This window comes from Pseudomonas sp. Q1-7 (assembly GCF_028010285.1).
Classification (GTDB): domain Bacteria; phylum Pseudomonadota; class Gammaproteobacteria; order Pseudomonadales; family Pseudomonadaceae; genus Metapseudomonas.
Window position 1 is genome coordinate 3,279,677 of sequence record NZ_CP116304.1, and the last position, 22,376, is coordinate 3,302,052.

At 66.8% G+C, this 22,376-nt stretch carries 20 protein-coding genes and 5 tRNA genes; 13 read left to right on the top strand and 12 right to left on the bottom strand.

What is annotated here, in order from left to right; genetic code table 11:
* The first annotated feature begins 82 nt into the window (after nt 1-82).
* From PJW05_RS15120 to PJW05_RS15130, 3 genes are all read left to right on the top strand, one after another.
* Nucleotides 83-889, top strand: coding sequence for a TatD family hydrolase (locus PJW05_RS15120; RefSeq protein ID WP_271407831.1), 807 nt, complete (start codon nt 83-85; stop codon nt 887-889).
* A gap of 106 nt (nt 890-995) precedes the next feature.
* Entirely contained in the window at nt 996-2,471 is a 1,476-nt protein-coding gene (locus tag PJW05_RS15125; RefSeq protein ID WP_271407832.1) for a methyl-accepting chemotaxis protein, read from the top strand.
* Nucleotides 2,472-2,556: 85 nt separating this feature from the next.
* Nucleotides 2,557-2,913, top strand: a complete 357-nt coding sequence (locus PJW05_RS15130; protein WP_271407833.1) for an Mpo1-like protein — start codon at nt 2,557-2,559, stop codon at nt 2,911-2,913.
* A 37-nt stretch (nt 2,914-2,950) separates the two neighbouring features.
* Here PJW05_RS15130 and PJW05_RS15135 read toward each other — a convergent pair whose 3' ends face one another.
* From PJW05_RS15135 to PJW05_RS15155, 5 genes are all read right to left on the bottom strand, one after another.
* Entirely contained in the window at nt 2,951-3,748 is a 798-nt protein-coding gene (locus PJW05_RS15135; RefSeq protein WP_271407834.1) for an acyl-CoA thioesterase, read from the bottom strand.
* 116 nt (nt 3,749-3,864) lie between these two features.
* Complete coding sequence (locus PJW05_RS15140) at nt 3,865-4,626, bottom strand: CHAD domain-containing protein (protein WP_271407835.1); 762 nt, start codon at nt 4,624-4,626, stop codon at nt 3,865-3,867.
* Nucleotides 4,627-4,675: 49 nt separating this feature from the next.
* Nucleotides 4,676-6,664 (bottom strand): transglutaminase TgpA family protein, encoded by a 1,989-nt coding sequence (locus PJW05_RS15145; RefSeq protein WP_271407836.1) that lies wholly within the window; start codon nt 6,662-6,664, stop codon nt 4,676-4,678.
* Nucleotides 6,661-7,608, bottom strand: a complete 948-nt coding sequence (locus PJW05_RS15150) for a DUF58 domain-containing protein (protein WP_271407837.1) — start codon at nt 7,606-7,608, stop codon at nt 6,661-6,663. Before PJW05_RS15150 ends, PJW05_RS15145 begins: the two co-directional genes overlap by 4 nt.
* Nucleotides 7,608-8,525, bottom strand: a complete 918-nt coding sequence (locus PJW05_RS15155; RefSeq protein WP_271407838.1) for an AAA family ATPase — start codon at nt 8,523-8,525, stop codon at nt 7,608-7,610. Before PJW05_RS15155 ends, PJW05_RS15150 begins: the two co-directional genes overlap by 1 nt.
* Nucleotides 8,526-8,709: 184 nt before the next feature.
* Between PJW05_RS15155 and PJW05_RS15160 the strand changes: the two genes are divergently transcribed.
* From PJW05_RS15160 to PJW05_RS15195, 8 genes are all read left to right on the top strand, one after another.
* Nucleotides 8,710-11,157 (top strand): acyl-CoA dehydrogenase, encoded by a 2,448-nt coding sequence (locus PJW05_RS15160; protein WP_271407839.1) that lies wholly within the window; start codon nt 8,710-8,712, stop codon nt 11,155-11,157.
* Nucleotides 11,158-11,228: 71 nt separating this feature from the next.
* The gene (locus PJW05_RS15165; RefSeq protein ID WP_271407840.1) at nt 11,229-11,639 is read left to right on the top strand and encodes a PA2817 family protein; all 411 of its coding nucleotides are present in this window, start codon (nt 11,229-11,231) and stop codon (nt 11,637-11,639) included.
* A 134-nt stretch (nt 11,640-11,773) separates the two neighbouring features.
* A complete protein-coding gene (locus PJW05_RS15170; protein ID WP_271407841.1) occupies nt 11,774-12,292 on the top strand; it encodes an RNA polymerase sigma factor in 519 nt (172 codons plus the stop codon).
* Entirely contained in the window at nt 12,289-13,242 is a 954-nt protein-coding gene (locus PJW05_RS15175; RefSeq protein WP_271407842.1) for a FecR domain-containing protein, read from the top strand. The genes PJW05_RS15170 and PJW05_RS15175 overlap by 4 nt, the downstream gene beginning before the upstream one ends.
* 117 nt (nt 13,243-13,359) lie before the next feature.
* Nucleotides 13,360-15,777 carry a TonB-dependent siderophore receptor gene (locus tag PJW05_RS15180; protein WP_271407843.1) on the top strand — a complete coding sequence of 806 codons (2,418 nt, stop codon included), beginning with the start codon at nt 13,360-13,362 and terminating at the stop codon, nt 15,775-15,777.
* A gap of 61 nt (nt 15,778-15,838) precedes the next feature.
* On the top strand, nt 15,839-16,969 hold the full coding sequence (locus PJW05_RS15185) for a PepSY-associated TM helix domain-containing protein (RefSeq protein ID WP_271407844.1): 1,131 nt from the start codon (nt 15,839-15,841) through the stop codon (nt 16,967-16,969).
* Complete coding sequence (locus PJW05_RS15190) at nt 16,966-17,145, top strand: hypothetical protein (protein WP_271412317.1); 180 nt, start codon at nt 16,966-16,968, stop codon at nt 17,143-17,145. Before PJW05_RS15185 ends, PJW05_RS15190 begins: the two co-directional genes overlap by 4 nt.
* A 152-nt stretch (nt 17,146-17,297) precedes the next feature.
* Entirely contained in the window at nt 17,298-18,437 is a 1,140-nt protein-coding gene (locus PJW05_RS15195) for a sterol desaturase/SRPBCC family protein (protein WP_271407845.1), read from the top strand.
* Nucleotides 18,438-18,491: 54 nt separating this feature from the next.
* On the opposite strand, the gene PJW05_RS15200 is transcribed toward PJW05_RS15195, so the two are convergent.
* The 5 genes from PJW05_RS15200 to PJW05_RS15220 form a co-directional block, all read right to left on the bottom strand.
* Nucleotides 18,492-18,567 (bottom strand) — tRNA-Gly (locus PJW05_RS15200).
* A 15-nt stretch (nt 18,568-18,582) separates the two neighbouring features.
* Nucleotides 18,583-18,658 (bottom strand) — tRNA-Glu (locus PJW05_RS15205).
* Between the two features lie 6 nt (nt 18,659-18,664).
* Nucleotides 18,665-18,740 (bottom strand) — tRNA-Gly (locus PJW05_RS15210).
* An 86-nt stretch (nt 18,741-18,826) separates the two neighbouring features.
* Nucleotides 18,827-18,902 (bottom strand) — tRNA-Gly (locus tag PJW05_RS15215).
* A 13-nt stretch (nt 18,903-18,915) separates the two neighbouring features.
* A tRNA-Glu gene (locus PJW05_RS15220) sits at nt 18,916-18,991 on the bottom strand.
* Between the two features lie 231 nt (nt 18,992-19,222).
* Here PJW05_RS15220 and PJW05_RS15225 point away from each other — a divergent pair.
* Together PJW05_RS15225 and PJW05_RS15230 are read left to right on the top strand one after the other, a co-directional pair.
* On the top strand, nt 19,223-19,993 hold the full coding sequence (locus PJW05_RS15225) for a hypothetical protein (RefSeq protein WP_271407846.1): 771 nt from the start codon (nt 19,223-19,225) through the stop codon (nt 19,991-19,993).
* Between the two features lie 23 nt (nt 19,994-20,016).
* Entirely contained in the window at nt 20,017-20,676 is a 660-nt protein-coding gene (locus PJW05_RS15230; RefSeq protein WP_271407847.1) for a glutathione S-transferase family protein, read from the top strand.
* Between the two features lie 252 nt (nt 20,677-20,928).
* Here the strand turns inward: PJW05_RS15230 and PJW05_RS15235 are convergent, their stop codons facing one another.
* A complete protein-coding gene (locus PJW05_RS15235) occupies nt 20,929-21,411 on the bottom strand; it encodes a GAF domain-containing protein (RefSeq protein WP_271407848.1) in 483 nt (160 codons plus the stop codon).
* A complete protein-coding gene (locus tag PJW05_RS15240; RefSeq protein ID WP_271407849.1) occupies nt 21,408-22,298 on the bottom strand; it encodes an ATP-binding protein in 891 nt (296 codons plus the stop codon). The genes PJW05_RS15235 and PJW05_RS15240 overlap by 4 nt, the downstream gene beginning before the upstream one ends.
* Nucleotides 22,299-22,376: the final 78 nt, after the last annotated feature.

Here is a 22,376-nt window from a genome sequence, read left to right on the forward strand (position 1 = left end):
AGACAAGTTCCTGTAAATACTGGATTTTTTTTAATCGACACGGGCTTTGCTATGCTGCCCGCCTCCAACCCGAGGTAGCACCATGCAACTCATCGACATCGGCGTCAATTTGACCCACCCCAGCCTCGCCCGCGATGTCCGCGCCGTTCTGGAGCGCGCGCACACCGCCGGCGTCTGCCAGATGGTGCTCACCGGAACCAGCCTGGAAGACAGCGAGAAGGCCCTGCTGGCCGCCGAGCAACTCGACGAGAGCGGCCAACGCCTGTTCAGCACCGCCGGCGTCCACCCTCACGAAGCCAGCAGTTGGAACAGCGACAGCCCGCGCCAATTGCGCGCCCTGCTGGGCGAAGCGCGGGTATGCGCCGTGGGTGAATGCGGCCTGGACTTCAACCGCGACTTCTCGCCACGTCCGCAACAGGAAAAGGCCCTTGAAGAACAACTCGCCCTGGCGGTGGAGCTGGGCAAGCCGGTGTTCCTCCACGAACGCGACGCTGACGAACGCCTGCTGGCCATCGTGAAGACCTTCCGCGACCAGTTGAGTGCCGCCGTGGTGCACTGCTTCACCGGCGAGAAGCGCGCCCTCTATGGCTACCTGGACCTCGACCTGCATATCGGCATCACCGGCTGGATCTGCGACGAACGCCGCGGCACCCACCTGCACCCGCTGGTGCGCGACATCCCCCGTGGCCGCCTGATGCTGGAGAGCGACGCGCCCTATCTGCTGCCACGCAGCCTGCGGCCCAAGCCCAAGCACGGCCACAACGAACCGGCCTTCCTCGGCGAAGTGCTGCGCGAAGTGGCGCTGCACCGTGGCGAGAGCGAGAACGACCTGGCCCGCCACAGCACGGCCAGCGCCCGCGCCTTCTTCGGCTTGCCAAGCATCGACTGACGCCGGCGACCCGGCACCTTCTTGATTCGGATCAACGCCGGTAGGCCGCTTCTGCCGGACAATGATGGCACCTTGCCAATACCGTCCGAGACACAAGAAGAACACCATGGCTACACGGATTCGCGATCTCTCCCTGAAGTACAAGTTCTGGGCCGTCAATGCGGTGGCCTTCCTCACCACTCTGCTGCTGGTCCTGCATGCGCTCTACCTGGAGCAGCAGGGGCGCGCCGATGACGCCCGCACCGCCGCCGGCGCCCAGGCGCAACTGCTCAGGGCCTGGCCGGCCGACGAGGCCCTGCCCGCCTCGCCGGACATCCTCCTCGTGCATGACGGCAGCGCCCCGCGCATGGCGGGCGCCCTGGCCAACGCCAGCGGCTGGGTGGCGCTGGAGCACGATGGCTTGTTCGGCAACGACCCGCTCATCGGCGCCCAGGTGATCGAACGCGCCGACGCCCAGCGTATCGCGGTGCTGGCGCACAGCCCGAGCCTGATCCAGTTGTTCGGTGCGCGCGCCCTGGAATACGCGCTTTCCGTCTTCCTGCTGATGGTCGCCCTGCTGGCCGCCTCGCAGTTGCTGATCCGCTTCCTGCTCAGCCACCTCAACACCCTCAAGGACGTGATGCTCCACGTCGAGCGCAGCGGCGACCTGTCGGCGCGCGTGTCGCTGGACAGTCGCGACGAGGTGGGCCAGATGGCCAGCGCTTTCAACGCCATGCAGGCGGGCTACGAGCGGGTGGTGCGCACCGTGGTCCAGGCCGTGTCCCGCCTCGACGAAGGCGCCGCGCGCCTGGCCGGCAGCATGGGCGAAGTGCGCCAGGGCATGCTTGGCCAGCAGAGCGAGACCGACCAGGCAGCCACCGCCATCAACGAAATGTCCGCCACCGTCCACCACATCGCCCGGCATGCGGCGGACACCCGCGACCGGTCGCAGAGCGCCGACCGGCTCGCCGGTGCCGGCCAGCAGGTGGTGGAGCGCGTCGAGCACGCCATCGCCAGGCTTTCTTCCGGCGTGCAACAGACCGCCGAAACCATCCAGCGCCTGGCCGAGGACAGCCAGAAGATCAGCGGCGTGGTCAACGTCATCCACGACATCGCCGAACAGACCAACCTGCTGGCGCTGAACGCCGCCATCGAGGCCGCTCGCGCCGGTGAAATGGGCCGTGGCTTCGCCGTGGTCGCCGATGAAGTGCGCAACCTGGCCAGGCGGGTGCAGGACTCCACCGACGAAATCACCGGCATGATCGCCACGCTCCAGGCCGGCACCCGCGACGCCGTGGAGTTCATGCGGGAAAGCTCGCTGAAGGCCGACGACTGCGTACAGGCCGCCCACGAAGCGGGCACCGCCCTGGCCGCCATCACCGGCGCGGTGGCACAGATTCGCGAGAGCAACACCCAGATCGCCGTGGCGGCCGAGCAGCAGAGCCAGGTCGCCGAGGAAATGACCCGAGCGGTGGTGGGGATTCGCGATGTCACCGAGCTCACCGTCGGCCAGACCGTGGCATCCGCCTCTACCAGCAACGAACTGGCGAGCCTGGCCGGCGAGCTGTCGCAGGCCATACGCCAGCTCAAGCTGCAGGCCTAGAGGCTATCCGCACCATAGGCACAAGGCATTCGCCGGCCCGCAGGCGCCAGCCTAGACTGCCAGCATTTCTCCCTGGAGCCGAACCATGGACAAGCGACGCCCCAACCTCCACGCCTGGCAGTGGCGGACCTATTCCGACAACCACCAGCATCCGGTCAACCTGGTCCTGCACATCATCGCGGTGCCGATCTTCATCGTCGCCGCGCTGAGCCTGGTGAGCGGGCTCTTCACCTTCAGCTTCCGCCCCCTGGTGCTGGGCGTGATCGGCATCCTCGCGTCCCTGGCCCTGCAGGCCCACGGCCACAAGCTGGAAGCCGTGCAAGCGGAACCCTTCAATGGCCGCCGGGACGCCGTTGGACGCTTACTGATGGAGCAGTTCGTGACCTTCCCGCGCTTCATCCTCAGTGGCCAGTGGTGGCGCAACTGGCGCAGGAAGAAGTGACAAGCCGCCAGGCCGGAGCGCAACCGGCCAGGGGTGCTCAGCCGAACACCACCACCGTCTGCCGACTCATGGCCACCAGCTCGCCGTCCGGCGTCCACAGGGCCGCCGCTGCATGGCCGTAACCATCGCGGGCATGTTCGATGCGGGCGCGGTACCGGCACCAGTCATGGGTATCCAGCTGCGGCAGCGGCTGCACGAATTCGATGGTCCAGGTCAGGGTGCTGCCCGGCGCGGGGGTCGGCAGGTGCGGCACGGTGGCCGGCGGCCAGGCATCCACCAGGGCCAGCAGGTGCGCCTCGGCGAGCGGCTCGCGCGCCACGTCGCCACGGAAACGCACCCAGCCGCCCATGTCGCGCTCGCGGCTATTGGAGAACGGCAGCCCGCCGATGGACCAGCGCATCGCCAGGTGGCGAGTGAATTCCGGCGTAACACCCGGAATGAAGGGCAGCTCGTAACATTCGGCAACGGGTTTCATCTCGGGCGCCGGCTCGGCCTCCATCTGCACCACCGATTGGCGCGAACCCCCGAAACTGCCTTGCACCAGCGCGACCACCTGGTCCTTTTGCCGCACCCGGCAGGCCACCTGGCTCACGGCCTTGCCCTCGCGCAGCAGTTCGGCCTCGAAACGGGCCGGCACCTCCGGTTCCAACGGGCCGACGAAGGTGATCGCCAGGGAGCGCACGGGGCGCCCCGGCTCGACCTTGGCCCGCATGGCTTCGAAAGCCAGTGCCGCCACCACGCCGCCAAAGGCCGCCCGCCCCTGCCCCCAGGTCGCGGGCACTACCACTTCGCCCGGATTGCTTCGAGCCATCTGGATCAATTCGCAAAAGTTCATCTGAAATCCCTGTAGTCAAACGCTCAGTCGGCGATCTTAGGGTATTGCCTCGCCGGCTCGAAAGGCGCGCCGCAGGGCTGCCCTGCCAAGGCCGAGGGGAGAACCGCCAGGCGACGTCAGGCCAGGCGCCGCAACAGCTTCTCCAGCACCCGGTCCGCGCGGACCTCGGCGGCGTGCAAGGCCACCTGCCAGGCACGGACACGTGGCCGCAGGTCCGATTCACGCTCGGCGCGGGCCAGCCACTGCAGGTTGTCGTGCCACTTGCCCAGCGCCGACTGGGCGCCCACCAGCAGGCGTCGGGTCTTCGCGTCCAGCGCGACGGCGTCCGGGTAAGCCTCCAGCCCATAGCGCAGGCGCTTGATCAGCAGGCGCAGGCGATGACGGTCGTGGGCGGGGTCGCGCAGGGCCTCTTCGAGGCGGCGCCGGCTCTTGGCGAGGGACTTGCCGATGGCCTTGCGCGTGCCGGCCACCAGACCTTCGCGCTCATTCACTCGCATCAGATGAGGCCAGGCGTCCAGCACCTGGAACAGCCGCGCCAGTTCCGGCGCCAGGAGCAGTTGCGCATAGCCGCTGCGCAACGCCCGCTCACGTTCCGGGGTCAGACGGTCCAGGCCGTGGCTGCGCAGTTCGAGGATCAGGACTTCGAGGTCGCGCAGGGCGCTGCTCAGCGTCGCCAGGTCCGCGGCCGCCTGGTTCAGCACATCCACCGCCGGCATACCCCGCAAGGGGCGCAGAACGCTGCGCAGGCGCCGGGTGGCCACGCGCAGGTCATGCAGGGCTTCGCGGTCGGTTTCCGCTGCCAGGCGCTCGACGCAGGCATACAGGCAGGTTTCAAGACCTATGACCTGAGCGATCAGGTCGTCCAGCGTTCTGGCCATCGTCAGACCCTCCGGGATCCGGCACGGACACCGCACCCCACAGCATGGATCATCCGCGCGGTCCGCGCAGGCGCCAGGGCAAGGCCTTGCGCAGGGCGCGCAAGGGTCGGGCGGGGTCGAGCGCCCGGTGGCCGGCATAGCGGCCGGCTTCGAAGGCGGCCAGGAACGCGCGGATATGCACGGCCTGGCGCGGCAATTCGCGACTCGCGCGCTCGGCGAAGGTTCGCGGCCCCTCGCCCTGGGCGCGCACCACGCCATGGCGCGCCAGCAACCGCTCGAATACCTGGAACTGGCGCAACTGCGGATCGCGCTCGCGCTTCCAGGGGGCGAACAGGAACAGCGCCAGCACCGCCATCAGCAGCCCGGCGGCGCCCACCAGGCCGAACCCGAGGGCATGGTGGTCCAGGCTGCCGAACCAGCGCCGCAGCAGTTCCACCTGGGCCTCGCCCTGATAGCCCAGCACCCAGCGCTGCCAGCCGTAATTGAGGTTGTCCCAGCCCAGGCGCAGTTGGTTCAGCCACGCCAGCTGTCGAAATCGCAGGGGGGACAATGGCGAACCCTCGAGGAAGCTCTGCTCGTCGGCCAGGGCTTCCTCCAGGCCACGCTCGATGCGGTTCGGCGCCACCTGGAAGGTGGGGTCTACGCGGATCCAGCCGCGCTCCGGCAGCCAATACTCCACCCAGGCATGGGCGTCGAACTGGTGCACCAGCACATAGTTGCCGACCGGATTGAACTCCCCTCCCTGATAACCCGCCACCACCCGCGCGGGAATACCGGCGGCGCGCAGAACGAAGGTCATGGCGCCGGCATAGTGGGCGCAGAACCCCCGCCGGGTGTCGAAGAGAAAGGCGTCGATATTGTCCGCCCCCAGCGGCGGCGGGCGCAGGGTGTAGACGAAGGGTTCCCGGTTGAAATGCACCAGCAGCGCGTCCACCAGTTGTCGGGGGTCGGGATGCTGCTGCTTGAGTTCGGCCGCCCAGGCCCGCGTACGCGGGTCGCCGTCCGCCGGCAACTGCAGCGTCCGACGCAGGGTTTCCGCGTTGCCGCCGGGCTCGCGCACCGCCTGTGGCCAGGACGTCACCTCGTAAAGCAGCGGGCGGTCCACCGGCGTGCGTCGCTCCAGGCCGAAATCCGCCCGGCCGCGCACGCCCTGCTGGCTGGTTTCGGCCACGTCCAGGCCGAACAACCAGGGCTTGCCGCTGGGCTGCATCACGATGCTGTAGCGCAGCGGTTCGCCCACCCGGCGCCAGTCCGCGGCGGGACCGTGGCGGGAGCTGAGGGACTGGGACCAACGCCGCCCGTCGAAGCGTTCCAGGGTCAGCGCGCGCCAATAGAGTTGGCTCTGGGGTGGTACCGGGCCCTCGAAGCTGGCCCGGAAAGCCAGCTCGCTGGAACGGCTGAGTTCGGCGATGTCCGCCGGGCTCATGGCGTCCGAGAGACCGCTAATGCCCCTGTCGCTGGGCTGCGGCAACGACCACAGCGGCCCCAGGCGCGGGAAAAACAGGAACAGCAGCAGCATCAGCGGCACCGCCTGCAGCAACAGGCCGCCCGCCGCCTTCAACGGCACCAACGGACGCTCGGCGAAGCGGCTCTGCTGCAGGCCTACCAGGGCCGCCAGCAGGCTGCAGAGCGGCAGCAGGCTGTAGAGCGCGGCCAGCATGCCGTCATTGAACAGGTAGGCGGTGACCTGGGTGAAGAAGCCCAGCAGGATGAGCACCAGGGCGTCGCGCTGACTGCGCAGCTCCAGCAGCTTGAGGATGAACACCGCCACCAGCAGCACCACGGCCGCCTCCAGCCCCACCAGAGTGCCCCGGGAGAGGAACACGCCCAGGGCCACGGCAATGATCAGTGCAGCCTTCACCACGCCGCCGGGGTATTGCGCGCGCATACGGAATATCTGGATGCGCCAGCCGGCACAGGCGAGCCACATGGCGATGATCCACGGCGGCAGGTAAGCCAGGTGCGGCACTATCACCAGCACCTGGGCCACCAGCAGCCAGGTCAGGCCGATGCGGGTGATCGGCTGGCCGGCCTTCATCGTGCCGCTCCGAACAGTGCCAGCGCGCGCAGGCAGGCCTCGCGGTGGGCATCACCGCTCTCCGGCGCCAGTTCCTCGCCGCCCAGGCGCAAGCCGAACGGCTGGCCACGGGACGACAACTGCAGCACCCAGTGGCAGAGCAACCCCAAGCGCTGCTCCAGGTCGCCCTCCAGCCCGTCCAGGTCGAGCCAGAGGTCGCGGCCGGCCAGCGCGGCAAAGTCCTTCACGAACAGGCCCTGACCTCGGGAATAGGCCTTCCAGTGCAGGCGCCTGCGCGAATCGCCGGGCTGATAGGCGCGCAACCCCTGGAAGTCGTCGGAGCCGCTACCGAGCACATGCCGGCCGTCATCGTCATCGTCCTCGCCATGGCCGGGCCGCAGCGGCAGGTCGCCCTCCAGCGGACGCGGATAAACCAGCAGCGCCTGGTCCAGGTCCACCCAGCTCCAGGCCACCAGCAGGCCGAGGGGGTAGCGGCTTTCCACCCGCAGCCGCCGTGGCCGCAGCCAGCCCCGGCGCGCGGTGGGCAGATGCAGCTCCACCGTGCAGGCGCCCCGGGCCGCGACATCCTGCACCTGCAGGGGCACCGGCGGCCAGCCGAGGGCGATGGCCTGGTGCTCGCGACCGCCGCTTTCCAGGGTGACCCGGAAATGCGCCTGCTCGCCGAGAAACACCGGCGCGCCGCCCGCGGCCTTGAGGTTCAACCCCGACAGGTTGCGGAACGTGTGCAGGATGGCTACCAGGAACACCGACAGCAGCAGGAAAGTCAGGGCGTAGGCCAGGCTGTTCTGGTAATTGATCGCCACCAGCAGCATGGGCACCAGGGCCAGGCCGAAGGCAGCACCGGCGCGGGTGGGCAGGATGAAGATGCGCCGCTGATCGAGGCGAACCTGGCTGGCCGGCGGAATGCGCCGGGCCAGCCAGCGGTCGACGCGGAGTTCGAGCATCAGAGCGCCGGCACTTCGCGCAGCAGCCACTGCACCAGGGCACCGCCGCCGTGGCCGGAAGGATCGGCGCGCTCGCGCAGACGGTGGCCGACCACCGAGGGCAGCACGGCCTGGACGTCCTCCGGAATCACGTAGTCGCGTCCGGCCAGCAGCGCCCACGCCCGTGCCGCCGACAGCAGCGCCAGGCTGGCGCGCGGCGAGAGGCCCCAGGCGAACTGGGGCTGGCTGCGGGTGGCTTCCACCAGGCGCAACACATAGTCCACCACGGCGTCGCGGGCCACTACCTTGGGCACTTCGGCCTGGATCAGGCCCAGCTCGGCATGGGTGAAGACCGGTTCCAGGCGCGGCAGCAGCTCGCGGCGCGCTTCGCCCTGCAGCAGCGCCTTCTCCGCCACCTTGGCCGGATAGCCGAGGGACAGGCGCATGAGGAAGCGGTCCAGTTGCGACTCCGGCAGGGCGAAGGTGCCGCCCTGGCTGGCCGGGTTCTGGGTGGCGATGACGAAGAAGGGTTCCGGCAACGGGCGGGTCGCGCCTTCGATGGTCACCTGCCCTTCTTCCATGGCCTCCAGCAGCGCGCTCTGGCTTTTCGGCGTGGCCCGGTTGATCTCGTCGGCCAGAACCAGTTCGGCGAACACCGGACCGGGGTGGAAGACGAACTGGCCGCTGTCCTTGTCGAACACCGAGGTGCCGAGGATGTCGCCCGGCAAAAGGTCCGAGGTGAACTGGATTCGCTGGAAGCTCAGCCCCAGCACCTTGGCCAGGGCGTGGCCCAGGGTGGTCTTGCCCATGCCGGGCAGGTCTTCGATCAGCAGGTGCCCGCGTGCCAGCAAGCAGGCCAGGGCCAGGCGCACCTGCGTTTCCTTACCCAGCAACACCTGATTGACCGCGTTCAGACAGGCATCCAGTTTGGTTCGCATTCGTCGCTCCCTGTGCAATGCGACGATGCTACTGGCCAGCCGGGCAATGGCAAAGTGCCCGGCAAACTTTACTCATGAAACTGTGCGTCAGCTCGCTGCGCCGGCCTCGGCGCACAGGTCGCCATGCCCATGGTCGGGGACTATGCTCGTGGTGCTTGCGCGCCGTAATCAAGGAGAATCGACCATGTTGTTGCTCTGGATACTCGCCCTGGTGCTGGGCATTGCCTGGCTCGCCCATCGACGCACCGCCCCCCTGCCCGCCCTGGCGCTGGCTGCCGGCTTCCTGGTGCTGATGGGTCTGTTCAGTCGCGCACCGGGTTGGCTGCTGTCGCTGTTCTGGCTGGCGTGGCTTGCGGTGGCGTTGCCGCTGGCGCTGCCGGAACCACGCCGCAAGTGGTTCAGCGCGCCGCTGTTCGCCTGGTTCCGGCGCGTGCTGCCGCCCATGTCCGACACCGAGCGCGAGGCCATCGAGGCCGGCACGGTCTGGTGGGACGGCGAGCTGTTCAGTGGCCGCCCCGACTGGCGCAAGTTGCTGGATTCGCCCCGCCCGCGGCTGACGGAAGAGGAGCAGGCATTCCTCGAGGGTCCCACGGAAGAACTCTGCGCCATGGTCAGCGACTGGGAGATCGGCCAGCGGCTCGACCTGCCGCCGGAAGCGTGGGATCACATCAAGCGCCACGGTTTCTTCGCCCTGATCATCCCCAAGGAATACGGTGGCAAGGGTTTCTCAGCCTACGCCCACTCCCAGGTAGCGATGAAACTGGCCACCCGTAGCGCCGACCTGGCATCCACCGTGATGGTGCCCAACTCCCTCGGCCCGGCCGAACTGCTGCTGCACTACGGCACCGACGAACAACGTCAGCATTATTTGCCGCGCCTGGCCCGCGGCGAAGACATCCCCTGCTTCGCCCTCACCGGCCCGCTGGCCGGCTCCGACGCCGGCGCCATGCCAGATACCGGCATCGTCTGCCGGGGCCAATGGCAGGGCCAGGACGTCATCGGCCTGCGCCTGACCTGGGAAAAGCGCTACATCACCCTCGGCCCGGTGGCCACCCTCCTCGGCCTGGCCTTCAAGGCTTATGACCCGGAACACCTGCTGGGCGACAAGGATGACCTCGGCATCAGCCTGGCGCTGATCCCCACCGATACCCCCGGCGTGGAAATCGGCCGCCGTCACCTGCCCCTCGGCGCCGCGTTCATGAATGGCCCCAACGCCGGCAAGGATGTGTTCGTGCCGCTGGACTTCGTCATCGGCGGGCAGGGCATGCTCGGCAAAGGCTGGATGATGCTGATGAACTGCCTCTCGGTGGGCCGCTCCATCTCCCTGCCGGCAGCCGCCACCGGCGCGGCCAAGTTCACCAGCCTGGTGACGGGCCAGTACTGCCGCATCCGCGAGCAGTTCAATGTCCCGCTGGCCGCCTTCGAGGGCATCCAGGAAGCCCAGGCGCGTATCGCTGGCAATGCCTGGCTGATGGACAGCGCGCGCATCCTCACCGCCAGCGCGGTGGACCTGGGCGAGAAGCCCTCGGTACTCTCCGCCATCCTCAAATACCACCTCACCGAGCGCGGCCGCGAATGCATCGGCCACGCCATGGACGTGCACGGCGGCAAAGGCATCATCCTCGGCCCGCGCAACTACCTGGGCCGCGCCTGGCAAGGGGCGCCCATCCCCATCACGGTGGAAGGCGCCAACATCCTCTCGCGCAACCTGATGATCTTCGGCCAGGGTGCCATCCGCTGCCATCCGTTCGTGCTCCGCGAAATGGCGCTCGCCGGGCGCGAGGACCAGGGCCGGGCGCTGGAGGAGTTCGACGGGCTGCTGCTGCAACACATCGGTTTCGCCGTGGGCAATGCCGCCAGCAGCCTGCTGCTCGGCCTCGGCCTGGGACGGTTGAGCGACGCCCCCGGCGACAACCTCACCCGCCCGTATTTCCGCGCCCTCGACCGCCTCGCCGCGGCCTTCGCCCTGCTGGCCGACAGCAGCATGCTGCTGCTCGGCGGCGAACTGAAGCGCCGCGAGCGGCTGTCGGCGCGCCTCGGCGATGCCCTGAGCTACCTCTATCTGGCATCCGCCGCCCTCAAGCGCTACCACGACCGCGATGCGCCCGAGTACCTGCAGCCCCTGTTGCGCTGGGCCCTGGAGGACAGCCTGAGCAAGGCCGAGCAGGCGCTGGGCGGACTGCTGGACAACTTCCCCAACCGCCTGCTGGGCGGTCTGCTGCGGGTGCTGGTGTTTCCCCTCGGCCGCCGCCATCCGGGTCCGTCGGACCAACTGGAGGCAGAGGTTGCCGGGGTGATCGGCCGCGACGCGGGCGACCCGGCCCTGGAAGAGCTGCTCACCGACTGCCACCGCCCGCAATCCGCCGAGGACCCGGTGGGCGCCCTGCAGGTGGCCATCCAGCTCGACGGCGCCAGCCAGCCCCTGCAGCGCAAGCTCCAGCAGGCGCTGAAGGAGGGCCAGTTGCGGTCGGCGCCGGGCGAATCCCTGGTGGACGCCGCCTTCGCCGCTGGACTGCTGGATGCCGAGCAGGCCGGCCAGTTGCGGGCGGTCGAGGCGGCACGGCGACGGGTCATCGACGTCGACGACTTCGCCCCGGAAGAACTGGCCCTTCCGCACGGCCACATCCGCTGAGCCCAGGGGCGGGACAGCGGGCGCGGGGGGCCTTATACTCCCGCGCCCGATCCAGCTTCAGGAAATCCACCATGGCCAATCCCTATCTCGACCACCATCTCGCCCTGCTCGCTCACCTGCGTGGCATCCTGGTCGCCCTGGGCGAGGCCGAACAGGTGCCGGAGGAAAACCACGCCCTCTTCGTCGAGCGTTTCGACGACTTGATGAGCGAGCTGCCGCGCGATCCGGAAGGCAGCCAGTACCTGGGCCAGGACCTGATCAGCCAGGTCTTCCACCGCTACCCGCAGATCGCCCACCTGGTGCCGCGCGACCTCCTGTGGTTCTTCGGCGGCGACTGCCTGCATTTCATGCCGGACGAAGAAATCGAGCTGTTCCAGCGCCTCGACGAGCGCCGCTACGAAGCCGAACAGAACGGCGAACCCTTCGACTGGAACCAGGAAAAACAACTGCTGGCCCTGCCTGAAGACGGCAGCAAGCACTGATCCGCCGGGGCGGCGCCTGCCGCCCCACCACCCATCGCTGACTTCCCTTCCCCGATTGCGGCAGACGACCGGCCCCTGCCATAATCGCGAATCGTTCTTAATCACTCTTCTCAGTTCTTCTCAATGAGGTCAGCGTGTCGGCCGGTGATCCCGCAAACCCGCATCTGGTAGGGCTGCTTTACCGAGACCATCGTGATTGGCTGTTCAACTGGCTGCGCAAGACGGTGCAATGCCCCCACCGCGCCGAAGACGTCAGCCAGGACACCTTCGTGCGCCTGCTCGCCCGCTCCGACCTGCAAGCCCCTCGCGAACCCCGTGCGCTGCTGGCGACCATCGCCCGTGGCCTGCTGGTGGACCAGTTCCGCCGCAACGACCTGGAGCGCGCCTACCTGGAGGAACTGGCCCAGGCGCCCCAGGACCTGCACCCCAATCCCGAGGACCAGGCGCTGATCCTCGAAAGCCTGCGGGAAATCGACCGCCTGCTCGGCCAACTGTCCAGCAAGGCACGTGCCGCCTTCCTGCACAACCGCCTGGACGGCCTCGGCCACGCCGAAATCGCCGAACGTCTGGGAGTTTCCCCCTCGCGGGTGCGCCAGTACCTGGCCCAGGGCATGCGCCAGTGCTACATCGCCCTCTACGGAGAACCGACATGAGCCGGGTATCCGCACGCGCCCTGGACGAAGCCATCGCCTGGCAGTTGCGCCTGGACTCCGGAGAAACGTCCGAACTGGAACGCCACGAGTTCCAACACTGGCTGGGCGCCCACCCGGAACATGCCAAGGTCTGGCAGCAGTTGGCCGGCATCGACCGGCAACTGGCCGCCGCCGCGCCCGGCCCGGCCCGCCGCGCCTTGCTGCGCAGTGGCGGCGTACGGCGACGCCGGCCACACCGCATCGCCGGCACCACCCTGGCACTGGCGGTGGCGCTGGGCCTCGGCCTGCTGGCCCAGCAACGCCCGCTGGGAGACTACCTGGCCGACGAGAGGACCGGCAGCGGCGAGCGCCGTGAACTGCGCCTGGCGGACAGCAGCCTCGTGCAGTTGAACAGCCGTACCGCCCTGGACGTCGACTTCGACGGCCCGCAGCGCCGGCTCTTCCTGCGCAGCGGTGAAATCCTGGTGGAAACCGGGCATGACGACCCGCGCCCCTTCATCGTCGAAACCGAACAAGGCCGCCTGCGCCCCCTGGGCACCCGTTTCCTGGTGCGCCGGGAAGGCAAGGCGACGCGCCTGGTCGTGCTGGAGTCCGCGGTAGCCGCGCAGCCCCGGAGCGCATCCGGCAAGCGGGTGATCGAAGCCGGCGAGCAGGTGCGCATCGAGCGGCAGCGGCTCGGTCCCCGCGAAACCGCGCCAGTAGGCGCCGGGGCCTGGAGCCGAGGCCTGCTGGTGGCCGACGACATGCCCCTGGCGCAGTTGATCGCCAGCCTGGGCGAGTACCGCCACGGCTACCTGGGCCTCGACCCGGCCTTGGCCGACCTGCGCATCAGCGGCGTCTTCCCGCTGCACGACAGCGACAAGGCGCTGGCCGCCCTGCCCCCCAGCCTGCCGGTACGCATCGAACGTTTCAGCGACTGGTGGGTGCGCGTGGTGCCGGAAAAGGACTGACCTCCACGATCGAGTCCAGGGACGGAATCGAAAATTTTTTCTCCGTCCCCTGTCACTTTTCGATTCTGCTTCGGCAAAAAGGCATTGAGACGATTTCTCAGTTAGGAGATGTTCGCAATGCAACGTGCTTCCACCCCCTTCAGCCGCACCCTGCTGGCGCTGGCCATCACCCTCGGCGGCCTGTCCGGCCAGGCCATGGCCGAGACCTACCAGCTGCCGTCGGCGCCGCTGTCCAGCACCCTGAACCGCATCGCCGCCGATGCCGGCATCGTCCTCAGCATCGATCCGGCCCTGACCGCCGGGAAAACCGCCCCCGCCGTGCAGGGTGAACTGAGTCCGCTGCAGGCACTGTCCCGCGCCCTGCAGGGCAGCAACCTGCGCCTGGTGCAGAACGGCACCGACAGTTACAGCCTGGCGGCGGTCGCCGATGAGGCCATGAACCTGCCGGACGTGAACATCGACGGCGACCGCAGCTATGAAACCGCCTGGGGCCCCACCACCGGCATGGTCGCCACCCGCACCGCCGCCGGCACCAAGACCGACACCGCAATCAACGAGATTCCCCGCTCGATCTCGGTGATCACCCGCGAGCAACTGGATTTGCGCCCCACCCTGAACCTCAATGACTCGTTGCGCTACACCGCCGGCGTGATGAGCAGCGGCTACGGCTCCGATTCCCGCGCCGACTGGCTGAAGGTGCGCGGCTTCGTGCCCACCCAATTCCTCGATGGCCTGCCACTGCCGGTCGGCTCCTTCGCCAACCCGAAGATCGAGCCCTGGAACCTGGAACGTATCGCCGTGCTGCGCGGTCCGGCGTCGTCCGTCTACGGCCAGACTCCGCCCGGCGGACTGCTCGACATGGTCAGCCGCCGTCCGCAGGAAGCGCAGGCCAATGAAGTGGAACTGCAGGCCGGCAGCAACGAGCACAAGCAGATCAACTTCGACAGCACCGGCAAGATCGACGACGAAGGCCAGTTCCTCTACCGCGTCAGCGGCACCGCGCGCGACAGCAACTCGCCGGTCGACCATATCCCGGACAAGCGCTACAACCTCGCGCCGAGCCTGACCTGGAACATCAACGAAGACACCAGGCTGACCTTCCTGTCGCAGTACACCCGCGACGATACGGGCATCACCGGCCAGTTCCTACCGCTGCAGGGCACCAAGATCGATTCGCCGTTCGGCAAGATCTCCCACCACAAGAACCTCGGCGAGCCGGACTGGGACTTCTATGACCGGACCTACTACGCCCTGGGCTACGCCTTCGAGCATCGCCTCAACGATGTCTGGCAGTTCCGCCAGAACCTGCGCTACACCAAGAGCGACCTGGAATTCCAGGCGGTGAACGTGGCCACGATCAACTTTGTGGACGCTGATGGCAACGTCAACCGAGAAGCGGGGATCGTCAACGAAGACATCAGCCAGTTCGCCGTGGACAACAATTTCCAGGCAAGTTTCAGCACCGGGACGCTGGACCACACGTTGCTGATCGGTCTCGATCACCAGCGTTCGAACACGAACTACCAATGGCTTTATGCCGGCCCTTACATCTATGACAGTAACTGGAATCCCATCGGCATCAATGTTCCCCCAATCAACGTCAATAACCCGGTGTACGGCGCGGACCTCTCCAAGCTCACCTACATGACGCTGCAGGACTACAACCAGAAGACCCGCCAGACCGGTCTCTATATCCAGGACCAGATCGCCCTGGACAACTGGCGCCTGACCCTCGGCGGACGCGAGGACTGGGTGCATACCGGCACCGAGTTCTACAACCAGAACGATGCCACCAACACCCAGCGCGACGCGGCCTTCAGCGGCAACGTCGGCCTGAGCTACCTGTTCGACAACGGCGTGACGCCGTACATCTCCTACGCCGAGTCCTTCCAGCCGGCCATAGGCGCCAACGTCAGCAGCACCCAATCCTTCGAACCCACCGAAGGCAAGCAGTACGAAATCGGCATCAAGTACCAGCCGCCCGGCACCGACGCCATGCTGACCGCCGCCGTCTATGACCTGACCCAGCGGAATGTCAGCGTGACCGAAGGCAACGTGACCCGCCAGATCGGTGAGCTGCAAGTACGCGGCCTGGAGCTGGAAGCCACCGCCGATGTCTCCGAGAACCTCAAGCTGGTCGCTTCCTACAGCTACACCGACAGCGAGATCCAGAAAGGCCCGGACAAGGGCAACCGCATGGCCCAGGTGCCACGCAACCAGGCCACCGCCTGGGCCGACTACACCTGGCACAGCGGCGTTCTCGACGGTTTCGGCATCGCCGGCGGCGTGCGCTATGTGGGCGACAGCTACGGCAACACCGCCAATACCTGGCTCGGTCACACCGGCTCCTACACCGTCTACGATGCCTCCGCGCACTTCGACCTGGGCCGTCTCGACAGCTCGCTGCGCGGTCTCTCCGTCGCCGTGGACGCGAAGAACGTGTTCAACAAGGAGTACCTGTCCACCTGCGACGGCTACTGGTGTTACTACGGCGACGAGCGCACCGTGATCGGCAGCGTGAACTACAAGTTCTGACCCCCGGCACCATCGAAGAAGGGCTGCCCACCTCGGGCAGCCCGCGCAACAGGGATTCACCATGCACAGCCGCACCATCCGGCGCTGGTCCCAGGTGCATACCTGGAGCAGCCTGATCTGCACCCTTTTCCTGCTGATGCTGGCCCTCACCGGCCTGCCACTGATCTTCCATCACGAACTGGAGCACCTGCTGGGCGAGGCGCCCGAGCTGCGCGAGATGCCTCCGGGCACGCCGCACCTGGGCCTGCAGGAACTGGTGCAAGCCGCCGAGCGCCACCGCCCCGGCGAGGTGGTGCAGTACCTGGGCTACGAGAAGGACGAACCCAACGGCGTGGTGACCATCACCGCCGCGACGGCAGGCACCGAACCGAACGCCTCCCACACCTTCATGCTCGACGCCCGTAGCGGCGAGCCCGTGGCCATGCCGGCGGCCAATGGTGGTGTGCTGATGTTCATCCTGCGCCTGCACGTCGACCTGTTCGCCGGCCTGCCTGGCAAGCTACTGCTGGCCTTCATGGGCCTGCTCTTCGTGGTCGCCATCGTTTCCGGCGCGGTGCTCTACGCCCCCTTCATGCGCCGCCTGAAGTTCGCCGAAGTGCGCCACCAGCGCGCCACCCGCACGCGCTGGCTGGACCTGCACAACCTCATCGGCATCGTCACCCTGACCTGGGCGCTGGTGGTGGGCGTCACCGGCGTCATCAGCGCCTGCGCCGACCTGCTGATCGGCGCCTGGCGCGAAGACGCCCTGGCCGCCCTGGTGGAGCCCTATCGCGACGCCCCGCCGTTGACCGAGCGCGCTCCGGCGGACAACGTCCTGGACATTGCCGCCGACGCCCTGCCCGGCATGCGGGCGGACTTCATCGCCTTCCCCGGTACCCGCTTCTCCAGCGCGCACCACTACACGGTGTTCATGGTCGGCGGCAGCCACCTCACCGCCCACCTGTGGACGCCGGTGCTGATCGACGCACGCACGCTGGACGTCACCGCCGTCGCCCAGCGCCCCTGGTACATGGACGCCCTGGCGATGTCACAGCCGCTGCACTTCGGCGATTACGGCGGCCGGCCCATGCAACTGCTCTGGGCGGTGCTGGACCTTCTCACCATCGTCGTGCTCGTCAGCGGGCTCTATCTCTGGTGGGCACGCCAGCGGCGCGGCGCCGGACAACGCGCCTTCGCGGAGACCCGGGCATGATGAACTGGCGGCAATCCACCTTCGCCCTGCCCCTGGTCGTCGGCCTGCTCTGCGCCCTGGGCCTGTTCAGCGCCCTGCTGGGCGATGGCGGCTGGGACGCCGTGGCCTGGCTCGGCCTGGGCATACCCGCCGCGCTGGGCAGTTGGCCGCTATTGCGCCTTCGCGGCCGAGACTGAGCCGCATCGTAGAAGAGCCGCGAGCGCCGGCCAGGCTCGCCGCAACAAGCGGACTCTTCTGCCAAAATTCACGATAAACCCGGATTCCGAGTTCAAATGACGGAACCGGGCACTAGACTGCGAGGCACACCAACAAGACTGCCGGAGCAGCCATGAAGCATGACACCCAAGCCTTTCGCGACCACTACCGCGCAGACATCCATCCCCTCTACAACGTCTGGTTGCACGGCGGCTTCGTGCTCGCCTATGGCGCCGCCTGCCTGGCCTTCTTCATCGGCAGCCTGGAACAGGTCAGGCCCTGGGAATGGCTGGTGGTGCCGGCGGCCCTGGTGTTCTTCAGTTGGGGCGAGTACTCGATCCACAAGAACCTCGGCCACCACAAGACGCGCCTCGGCGCGATGTTCTACAAGCGCCACACCGGCGACCACCACAGCTTCTTCGTCGCCGGGCGGATGACCTGGGAATCGGCCCGGGACTGGCGGGTGATCCTCTTCCCGGCCTGGTTGATCGTCCTCTACAGCATCGGTCTGTTCGCCGCGTGGTGGCTGCTGTCCCTGGCGAACGGCAATGTCGCCGCGCTCTTCTCGGCCACGCTACTGGCTGGCTACCTGAGCTACGAAGTCTTCCACGCTTGCGAGCACCTGCCCGCCGACCACCCGATCTCGCGCCTGCCCTGGATCCGCCAGATGCGCCGGCTGCACGAACTGCACCACCGCCGCGACCTGATGCAGACCCACAACTTCAACCTGGTCTTTCCATTGATGGACTGGCTAAAGGGCAGCCTGCACTGGGAGCCCCTGGAAGGAGAAAACGCCATGACCCGCATGCAGCACACCGTCGAGATCGCCCGCAGCCCCGAACAGGTTCTGGCCTATGCCTGCACCGCCACCCGCTGGCCGGAATGGCATCCGTCCTCCCTGCGGGTAGAGGGCCCCTCCGGACCACTGCCGGCCGGCAGCCGCTTCGAGGAAGACATCCACGCGGGCGGACGCGCCGGCCACCTCAGCTGGGACGTGCTCGAATACAGTCCGGGCCGCCACTGGCGCGCCACCGCCCGGGGCACCCACGGCCTGGAACTGGTGCTGACCTATGAATGCGAAGGCAGCGCCGGCGGCACGCGCTTCATCCGCACCCTGGAGTACGGCTTCTCCGGGCTCGCCATGCGTATCGCCAACCGCCTGGTAATGCGCCGCACGATCGAACGAGAATCGGCAGAATCCATGCGACAACTGAAGGAAATGGCCGAACGGACCCTCGAAAATCGCCCGAGCCGCCAGCACGACCTGGCCTGAGGCCAGAATGCAGAAACGAAAACGCCGCTCGATTGAGCGGCGTTTTCGTTTATCTGGAGCGGGAAACGAGACTCGAACTCGCGACCCCGACCTTGGCAAGGTCGTGCTCTACCAACTGAGCTATTCCCGCGTACAACTTTTAAAGTGGCGTCCCCTAGGGGACTCGAACCCCTGTTACCGCCGTGAAAGGGCGGTGTCCTAGGCCACTAGACGAAGGGGACTGAAATTGGAGCGGGAAACGAGACTCGAACTCGCGACCCCGACCTTGGCAAGGTCGTGCTCTACCAACTGAGCTATTCCCGCATACAACTTTTACAGCCGCGCCCGTCAGGCGCTTCCTCGCCCTTTCGGGCTCGGAGGGCAGGACCATCAGGCCCTACCCGAGAATCTGGAGCGGGAAACGAGACTCGAACTCGCGACCCCGACCTTGGCAAGGTCGTGCTCTACCAACTGAGCTATTCCCGCATACAACTTGAAGTGGCGTCCCCTAGGGGACTCGAACCCCTGTTACCGCCGTGAAAGGGCGGTGTCCTAGGCCACTAGACGAAGGGGACGCGGCCCGGAACTTACAACAGCTTTCATGCCTTCTTCCGGCTCCGCCGCGGTGCCGTGGGCATCGCGTCGAAGTGGCGCGCATTCTAGGGAGGCTTTGAACACCCGTCAACCCTCCATCAAAAACTTTTTAAAATCAAAGACTTCTGCTCAAAATTTGATCCACCTCTATGAGGCACGAAGGCAAGCCTCTACACTCGGACCAATCTGACAAGAACATCGGAGCGCTGCAGATGTCGCCACTCGTGATCACCCTGTTGATCGTTTTCGGTATCGTCATCCTCATCGTCATTGGCTACGTGAACCACATGGTGGAAAACAACAAGCTGGAGAAGGCCCGCCTGAAGGCCGACCTCAGCGACCGTGTCCGCCGATGTGCCGACCTGTCTGAAACCCTTCCCGGCCAGATGGTTTCCCCCGGCCTCAAGCTGCTGCTGACCCGCCTGCAACTGCAGTTGGTCGAACGCCTGCTGCAACTGGACAAACACGACAACACCCTCAAGGCCCGTCTCGAACAGTTGCGCACCCAGGCTGGCCAGGGCGAGGCCATCGCGGTGAACAATCCGCCGCAGAGGATTCTTACCGAAGCCAGGGCCAAGGAGATCCGCTTCCAGCTGGAAAGCCTCCACGGCCAGATCACCCGCGCCACCCAGGAGGGCCAACTGCCGGCCACCGAAGCGAAGCACTGGATAAGGGAAGTCCGCGACATGCTCGTCCAGCTGCACGCGGAATTTTTCACCAACCTCGGCCTCCAGGCCCTGCAGGAAAGCCAGCCGCGCCAGGCCCGTCTGGCTTTCGAGCGCGGCGTCCAGTACCTGCAGAAGCAATCCGATCCCGACCGCTACCGGGAGCGCCTGCAGCAGATGAAGGCCCAGCTTGCCCGCGCCAATGCCCTGGTTCTGGAGCACGCCCAGCCCAGCGCCGACGAACCGAGCGAGCTGACTGAAGGCCTGAAGTCACTGGATGACGAAGACACCTGGAAGAAGAAGAACATCTACGATTGACCCGCTCAGCCGAGGACCTCCCAATGAGCCTGACCCTCTATGGCGCCCCGCTCTCCCCCTTTGTGCGCAAGGTGCGTCTGTTTCTGCGGGAAAAGGGGCTGGACTACCAGCTGGAAATCGTCTCGCCCTTCAGCCAGCCAGCCTGGTTTCGCGAACTGAGCCCGCTCGGACGCATTCCTGCCCTGCGCGATGGCGACCTGACCCTCGCCGACTCCAGCGTGATCTGCCAGTACCTGGAAGAGAAGCACCCCGAACGCCCCCTGTATGGCCGTGATGCCGAAGAGCGTGCCAGGGTGCGTTGGCTGGAGAAGTATTCCGACTACGAACTGGCGCCACTGGCGACCTTCGGCGTATTCCGCAACCGCACACTGAAACCTTCCATGGGCCAGTCCTGCGATGAAGCCGCAGTGCAGGCCGCCCTGGTCGACAAGCTGCCACCTCACTTCGATTACCTGGAAAAGACCCTGGGCAGCGCCGAGTTCTTCGTTGGCGAGCGCCTGACCATCGCCGACCTCGCCTTTGCCACCCAGATGGTCAATATGGAGCACGGCGGCGAGCGCCTGGATGCCCAGCGCTGGCCGCGACTGGCTGCGCTCTACGCGCGCGTCGCCGCGCGGGAATCGCTCCAGGCCGTCCTGCCGGGCGAACAGAAGATCCTCGCCAAGCTGGCGGGCCGCACCTGAAACGCCTCCACCCCAGAATGAAAAAGCCCGGAGACATCCGTAATGCTGTTCACATAAGAACTAACGGGACTCGATCAGTCCCCTCGCCCCTTTGGGGAGAGGGTTAGGGAGAGGGGGGAAACGACTGTTTCGCAGGGATTTCAACCCTCTCCCCCAGCCCCTCTCCCATAAATGGGAGAGGGGAGCGAGTCATGCGCGCTTAAGTGAACAGCATTACGGAGACATCCGGGCTTTTTCATTTCAGCGAGCGAATCAGCAATCGGTCAGGCGCAGAAAGATCGCCGCCAGTCGTTCGATGCCGGCCTGATCTTCTTCGTTGAAGCGCGCCAGCAGCGGGCTGTCCAGGTCGAGCACACCGATCAGGCGGCCTTCCTTGACCAGCGGGACTACCAGCTCGCTGTTGGAAGCACTGTCGCAAGCGATATGCCCCGCAAAGGCGTGCACGTCTTCCACCCGCTGGGTCTCCCGGGTGCGGGCCGCGGCACCGCACACACCCTTGGCGAAGGGAATGCGCACGCACGCCACCTTGCCCTGGAACGGGCCGAGCACCAGCTCCTCGTCGCGATTGAGGTAGAAGCCAGCCCAGTTCAGGTCGGGCAGTTCATTGAAGAGAAACGCAGAAAACTGCGCGCTGTTCGCGATGAAATCGCGCTCATCGGCCAGCAGCGACTCCAGCTGGGCAGCCAGCAGCGAATAGCCGGAAAGGCCGGCGCCGGCCTGTTGCAGATCGATCATTTGGAAGACTCCAGTAAAGCCAGCCCGACCCAATGGCGGGCGAATTGATAGGCACAGCGGCCATTGCGATTACCACGCCCAAGGGCCCAGCGGATCGCCAGTTTTTCCAGGTCCTCGGTCCACTCCCACTCCAGCGCGGCAGGCCCGGCGAGCACGCCGATCCAGTGGCGCACCACGGCGAGAAAGTGATCCTGGGTGAAGGGGTAGAAGGATAGCCAGAGACCGAAACGGTCCGAGAGCGCAATCTTGTCTTCCACCGCTTCGTTGGGGTGCAGCTCGCCATCCACCATTTGCCAGTGTTCATTGTCACTCTGCTTTTCCGGCACCAGGTGACGGCGGTTCGACGTCGCGTAGAGCAGCACATTGTCCGGCGCGCGTTCAAGGGAGCCATCCAGCACGCTCTTGAGCACCCGGTAGTCGCCCTCGCCCGCTTCGAACGACAGGTCGTCGCAGAACAGCACGAAGCGCTGCGACTGGCCCGCCAGTTGCTCCACCACTCGCGGAAGGTCGGCCAGGTGGTCACGCTCGATTTCGATCAGGCGCAGGCCGGCGGCGGCGTGCTCGCTCAGCAGCGCCCTCACCAGTGAGGATTTTCCGGTGCCACGGGCGCCCCAGAGCAGCGCGTGGTTGGCTGGCAGGCCATCGACGAACTGGCGGGTGTTGGCCGCCAGTTGTTCGCGCTGCTTGTCGACACCGATCAGGTCGGCCAGGGACAGGTCCAGGCTCACGTCCAGCGGCTGCAAGTAGCCGCTACGGCCATCACGGTGCCAACGCGCGGCCAGGCTCTTCTGCCAATCGATCGCGGGGCGAAGCGCCGGCAACAGGGGATCGAGCCGGGCCAATACCGCATCGGCGCGCTCGAGAATTTCATACAGGCGGGAATCCACGTTCAACTCCTTGCTCAGCCGCAGTCACCAGGCGCTGCCGGCAGACCGGATAGGCTATGCTTGGCAAGCCCTCGGAAC

What these genes read in the sequence shown, in the direction of transcription:
- PJW05_RS15195 (WP_271407845.1), top strand. Translation starts at nt 17,298, where the DNA reads ATGAAGCATGACACCCAAGCCTTTCGCGACCACTACCGCGCAGACATC.
- PJW05_RS15165 (WP_271407840.1), top strand. Translation starts at nt 11,229, where the DNA reads ATGGCCAATCCCTATCTCGACCACCATCTCGCCCTGCTCGCTCACCTG.
- PJW05_RS15150 (WP_271407837.1), bottom strand. Translation starts at nt 7,608, where the DNA reads ATGCTCGAACTCCGCGTCGACCGCTGGCTGGCCCGGCGCATTCCGCCG.
- PJW05_RS15185 (WP_271407844.1), top strand. Translation starts at nt 15,839, where the DNA reads ATGCACAGCCGCACCATCCGGCGCTGGTCCCAGGTGCATACCTGGAGC.
- PJW05_RS15225 (WP_271407846.1), top strand. Translation starts at nt 19,223, where the DNA reads ATGTCGCCACTCGTGATCACCCTGTTGATCGTTTTCGGTATCGTCATC.
- PJW05_RS15155 (WP_271407838.1), bottom strand. Translation starts at nt 8,525, where the DNA reads ATGCGAACCAAACTGGATGCCTGTCTGAACGCGGTCAATCAGGTGTTG.
- PJW05_RS15230 (WP_271407847.1), top strand. Translation starts at nt 20,017, where the DNA reads ATGAGCCTGACCCTCTATGGCGCCCCGCTCTCCCCCTTTGTGCGCAAG.
- PJW05_RS15135 (WP_271407834.1), bottom strand. Translation starts at nt 3,748, where the DNA reads ATGAACTTTTGCGAATTGATCCAGATGGCTCGAAGCAATCCGGGCGAA.
- PJW05_RS15175 (WP_271407842.1), top strand. Translation starts at nt 12,289, where the DNA reads ATGAGCCGGGTATCCGCACGCGCCCTGGACGAAGCCATCGCCTGGCAG.
- PJW05_RS15190 (WP_271412317.1), top strand. Translation starts at nt 16,966, where the DNA reads ATGATGAACTGGCGGCAATCCACCTTCGCCCTGCCCCTGGTCGTCGGC.
- PJW05_RS15140 (WP_271407835.1), bottom strand. Translation starts at nt 4,626, where the DNA reads ATGGCCAGAACGCTGGACGACCTGATCGCTCAGGTCATAGGTCTTGAA.
- PJW05_RS15120 (WP_271407831.1), top strand. Translation starts at nt 83, where the DNA reads ATGCAACTCATCGACATCGGCGTCAATTTGACCCACCCCAGCCTCGCC.
- PJW05_RS15145 (WP_271407836.1), bottom strand. Translation starts at nt 6,664, where the DNA reads ATGAAGGCCGGCCAGCCGATCACCCGCATCGGCCTGACCTGGCTGCTG.
- PJW05_RS15130 (WP_271407833.1), top strand. Translation starts at nt 2,557, where the DNA reads ATGGACAAGCGACGCCCCAACCTCCACGCCTGGCAGTGGCGGACCTAT.
- PJW05_RS15125 (WP_271407832.1), top strand. Translation starts at nt 996, where the DNA reads ATGGCTACACGGATTCGCGATCTCTCCCTGAAGTACAAGTTCTGGGCC.
- PJW05_RS15235 (WP_271407848.1), bottom strand. Translation starts at nt 21,411, where the DNA reads ATGATCGATCTGCAACAGGCCGGCGCCGGCCTTTCCGGCTATTCGCTG.
- PJW05_RS15180 (WP_271407843.1), top strand. Translation starts at nt 13,360, where the DNA reads ATGCAACGTGCTTCCACCCCCTTCAGCCGCACCCTGCTGGCGCTGGCC.
- PJW05_RS15160 (WP_271407839.1), top strand. Translation starts at nt 8,710, where the DNA reads ATGTTGTTGCTCTGGATACTCGCCCTGGTGCTGGGCATTGCCTGGCTC.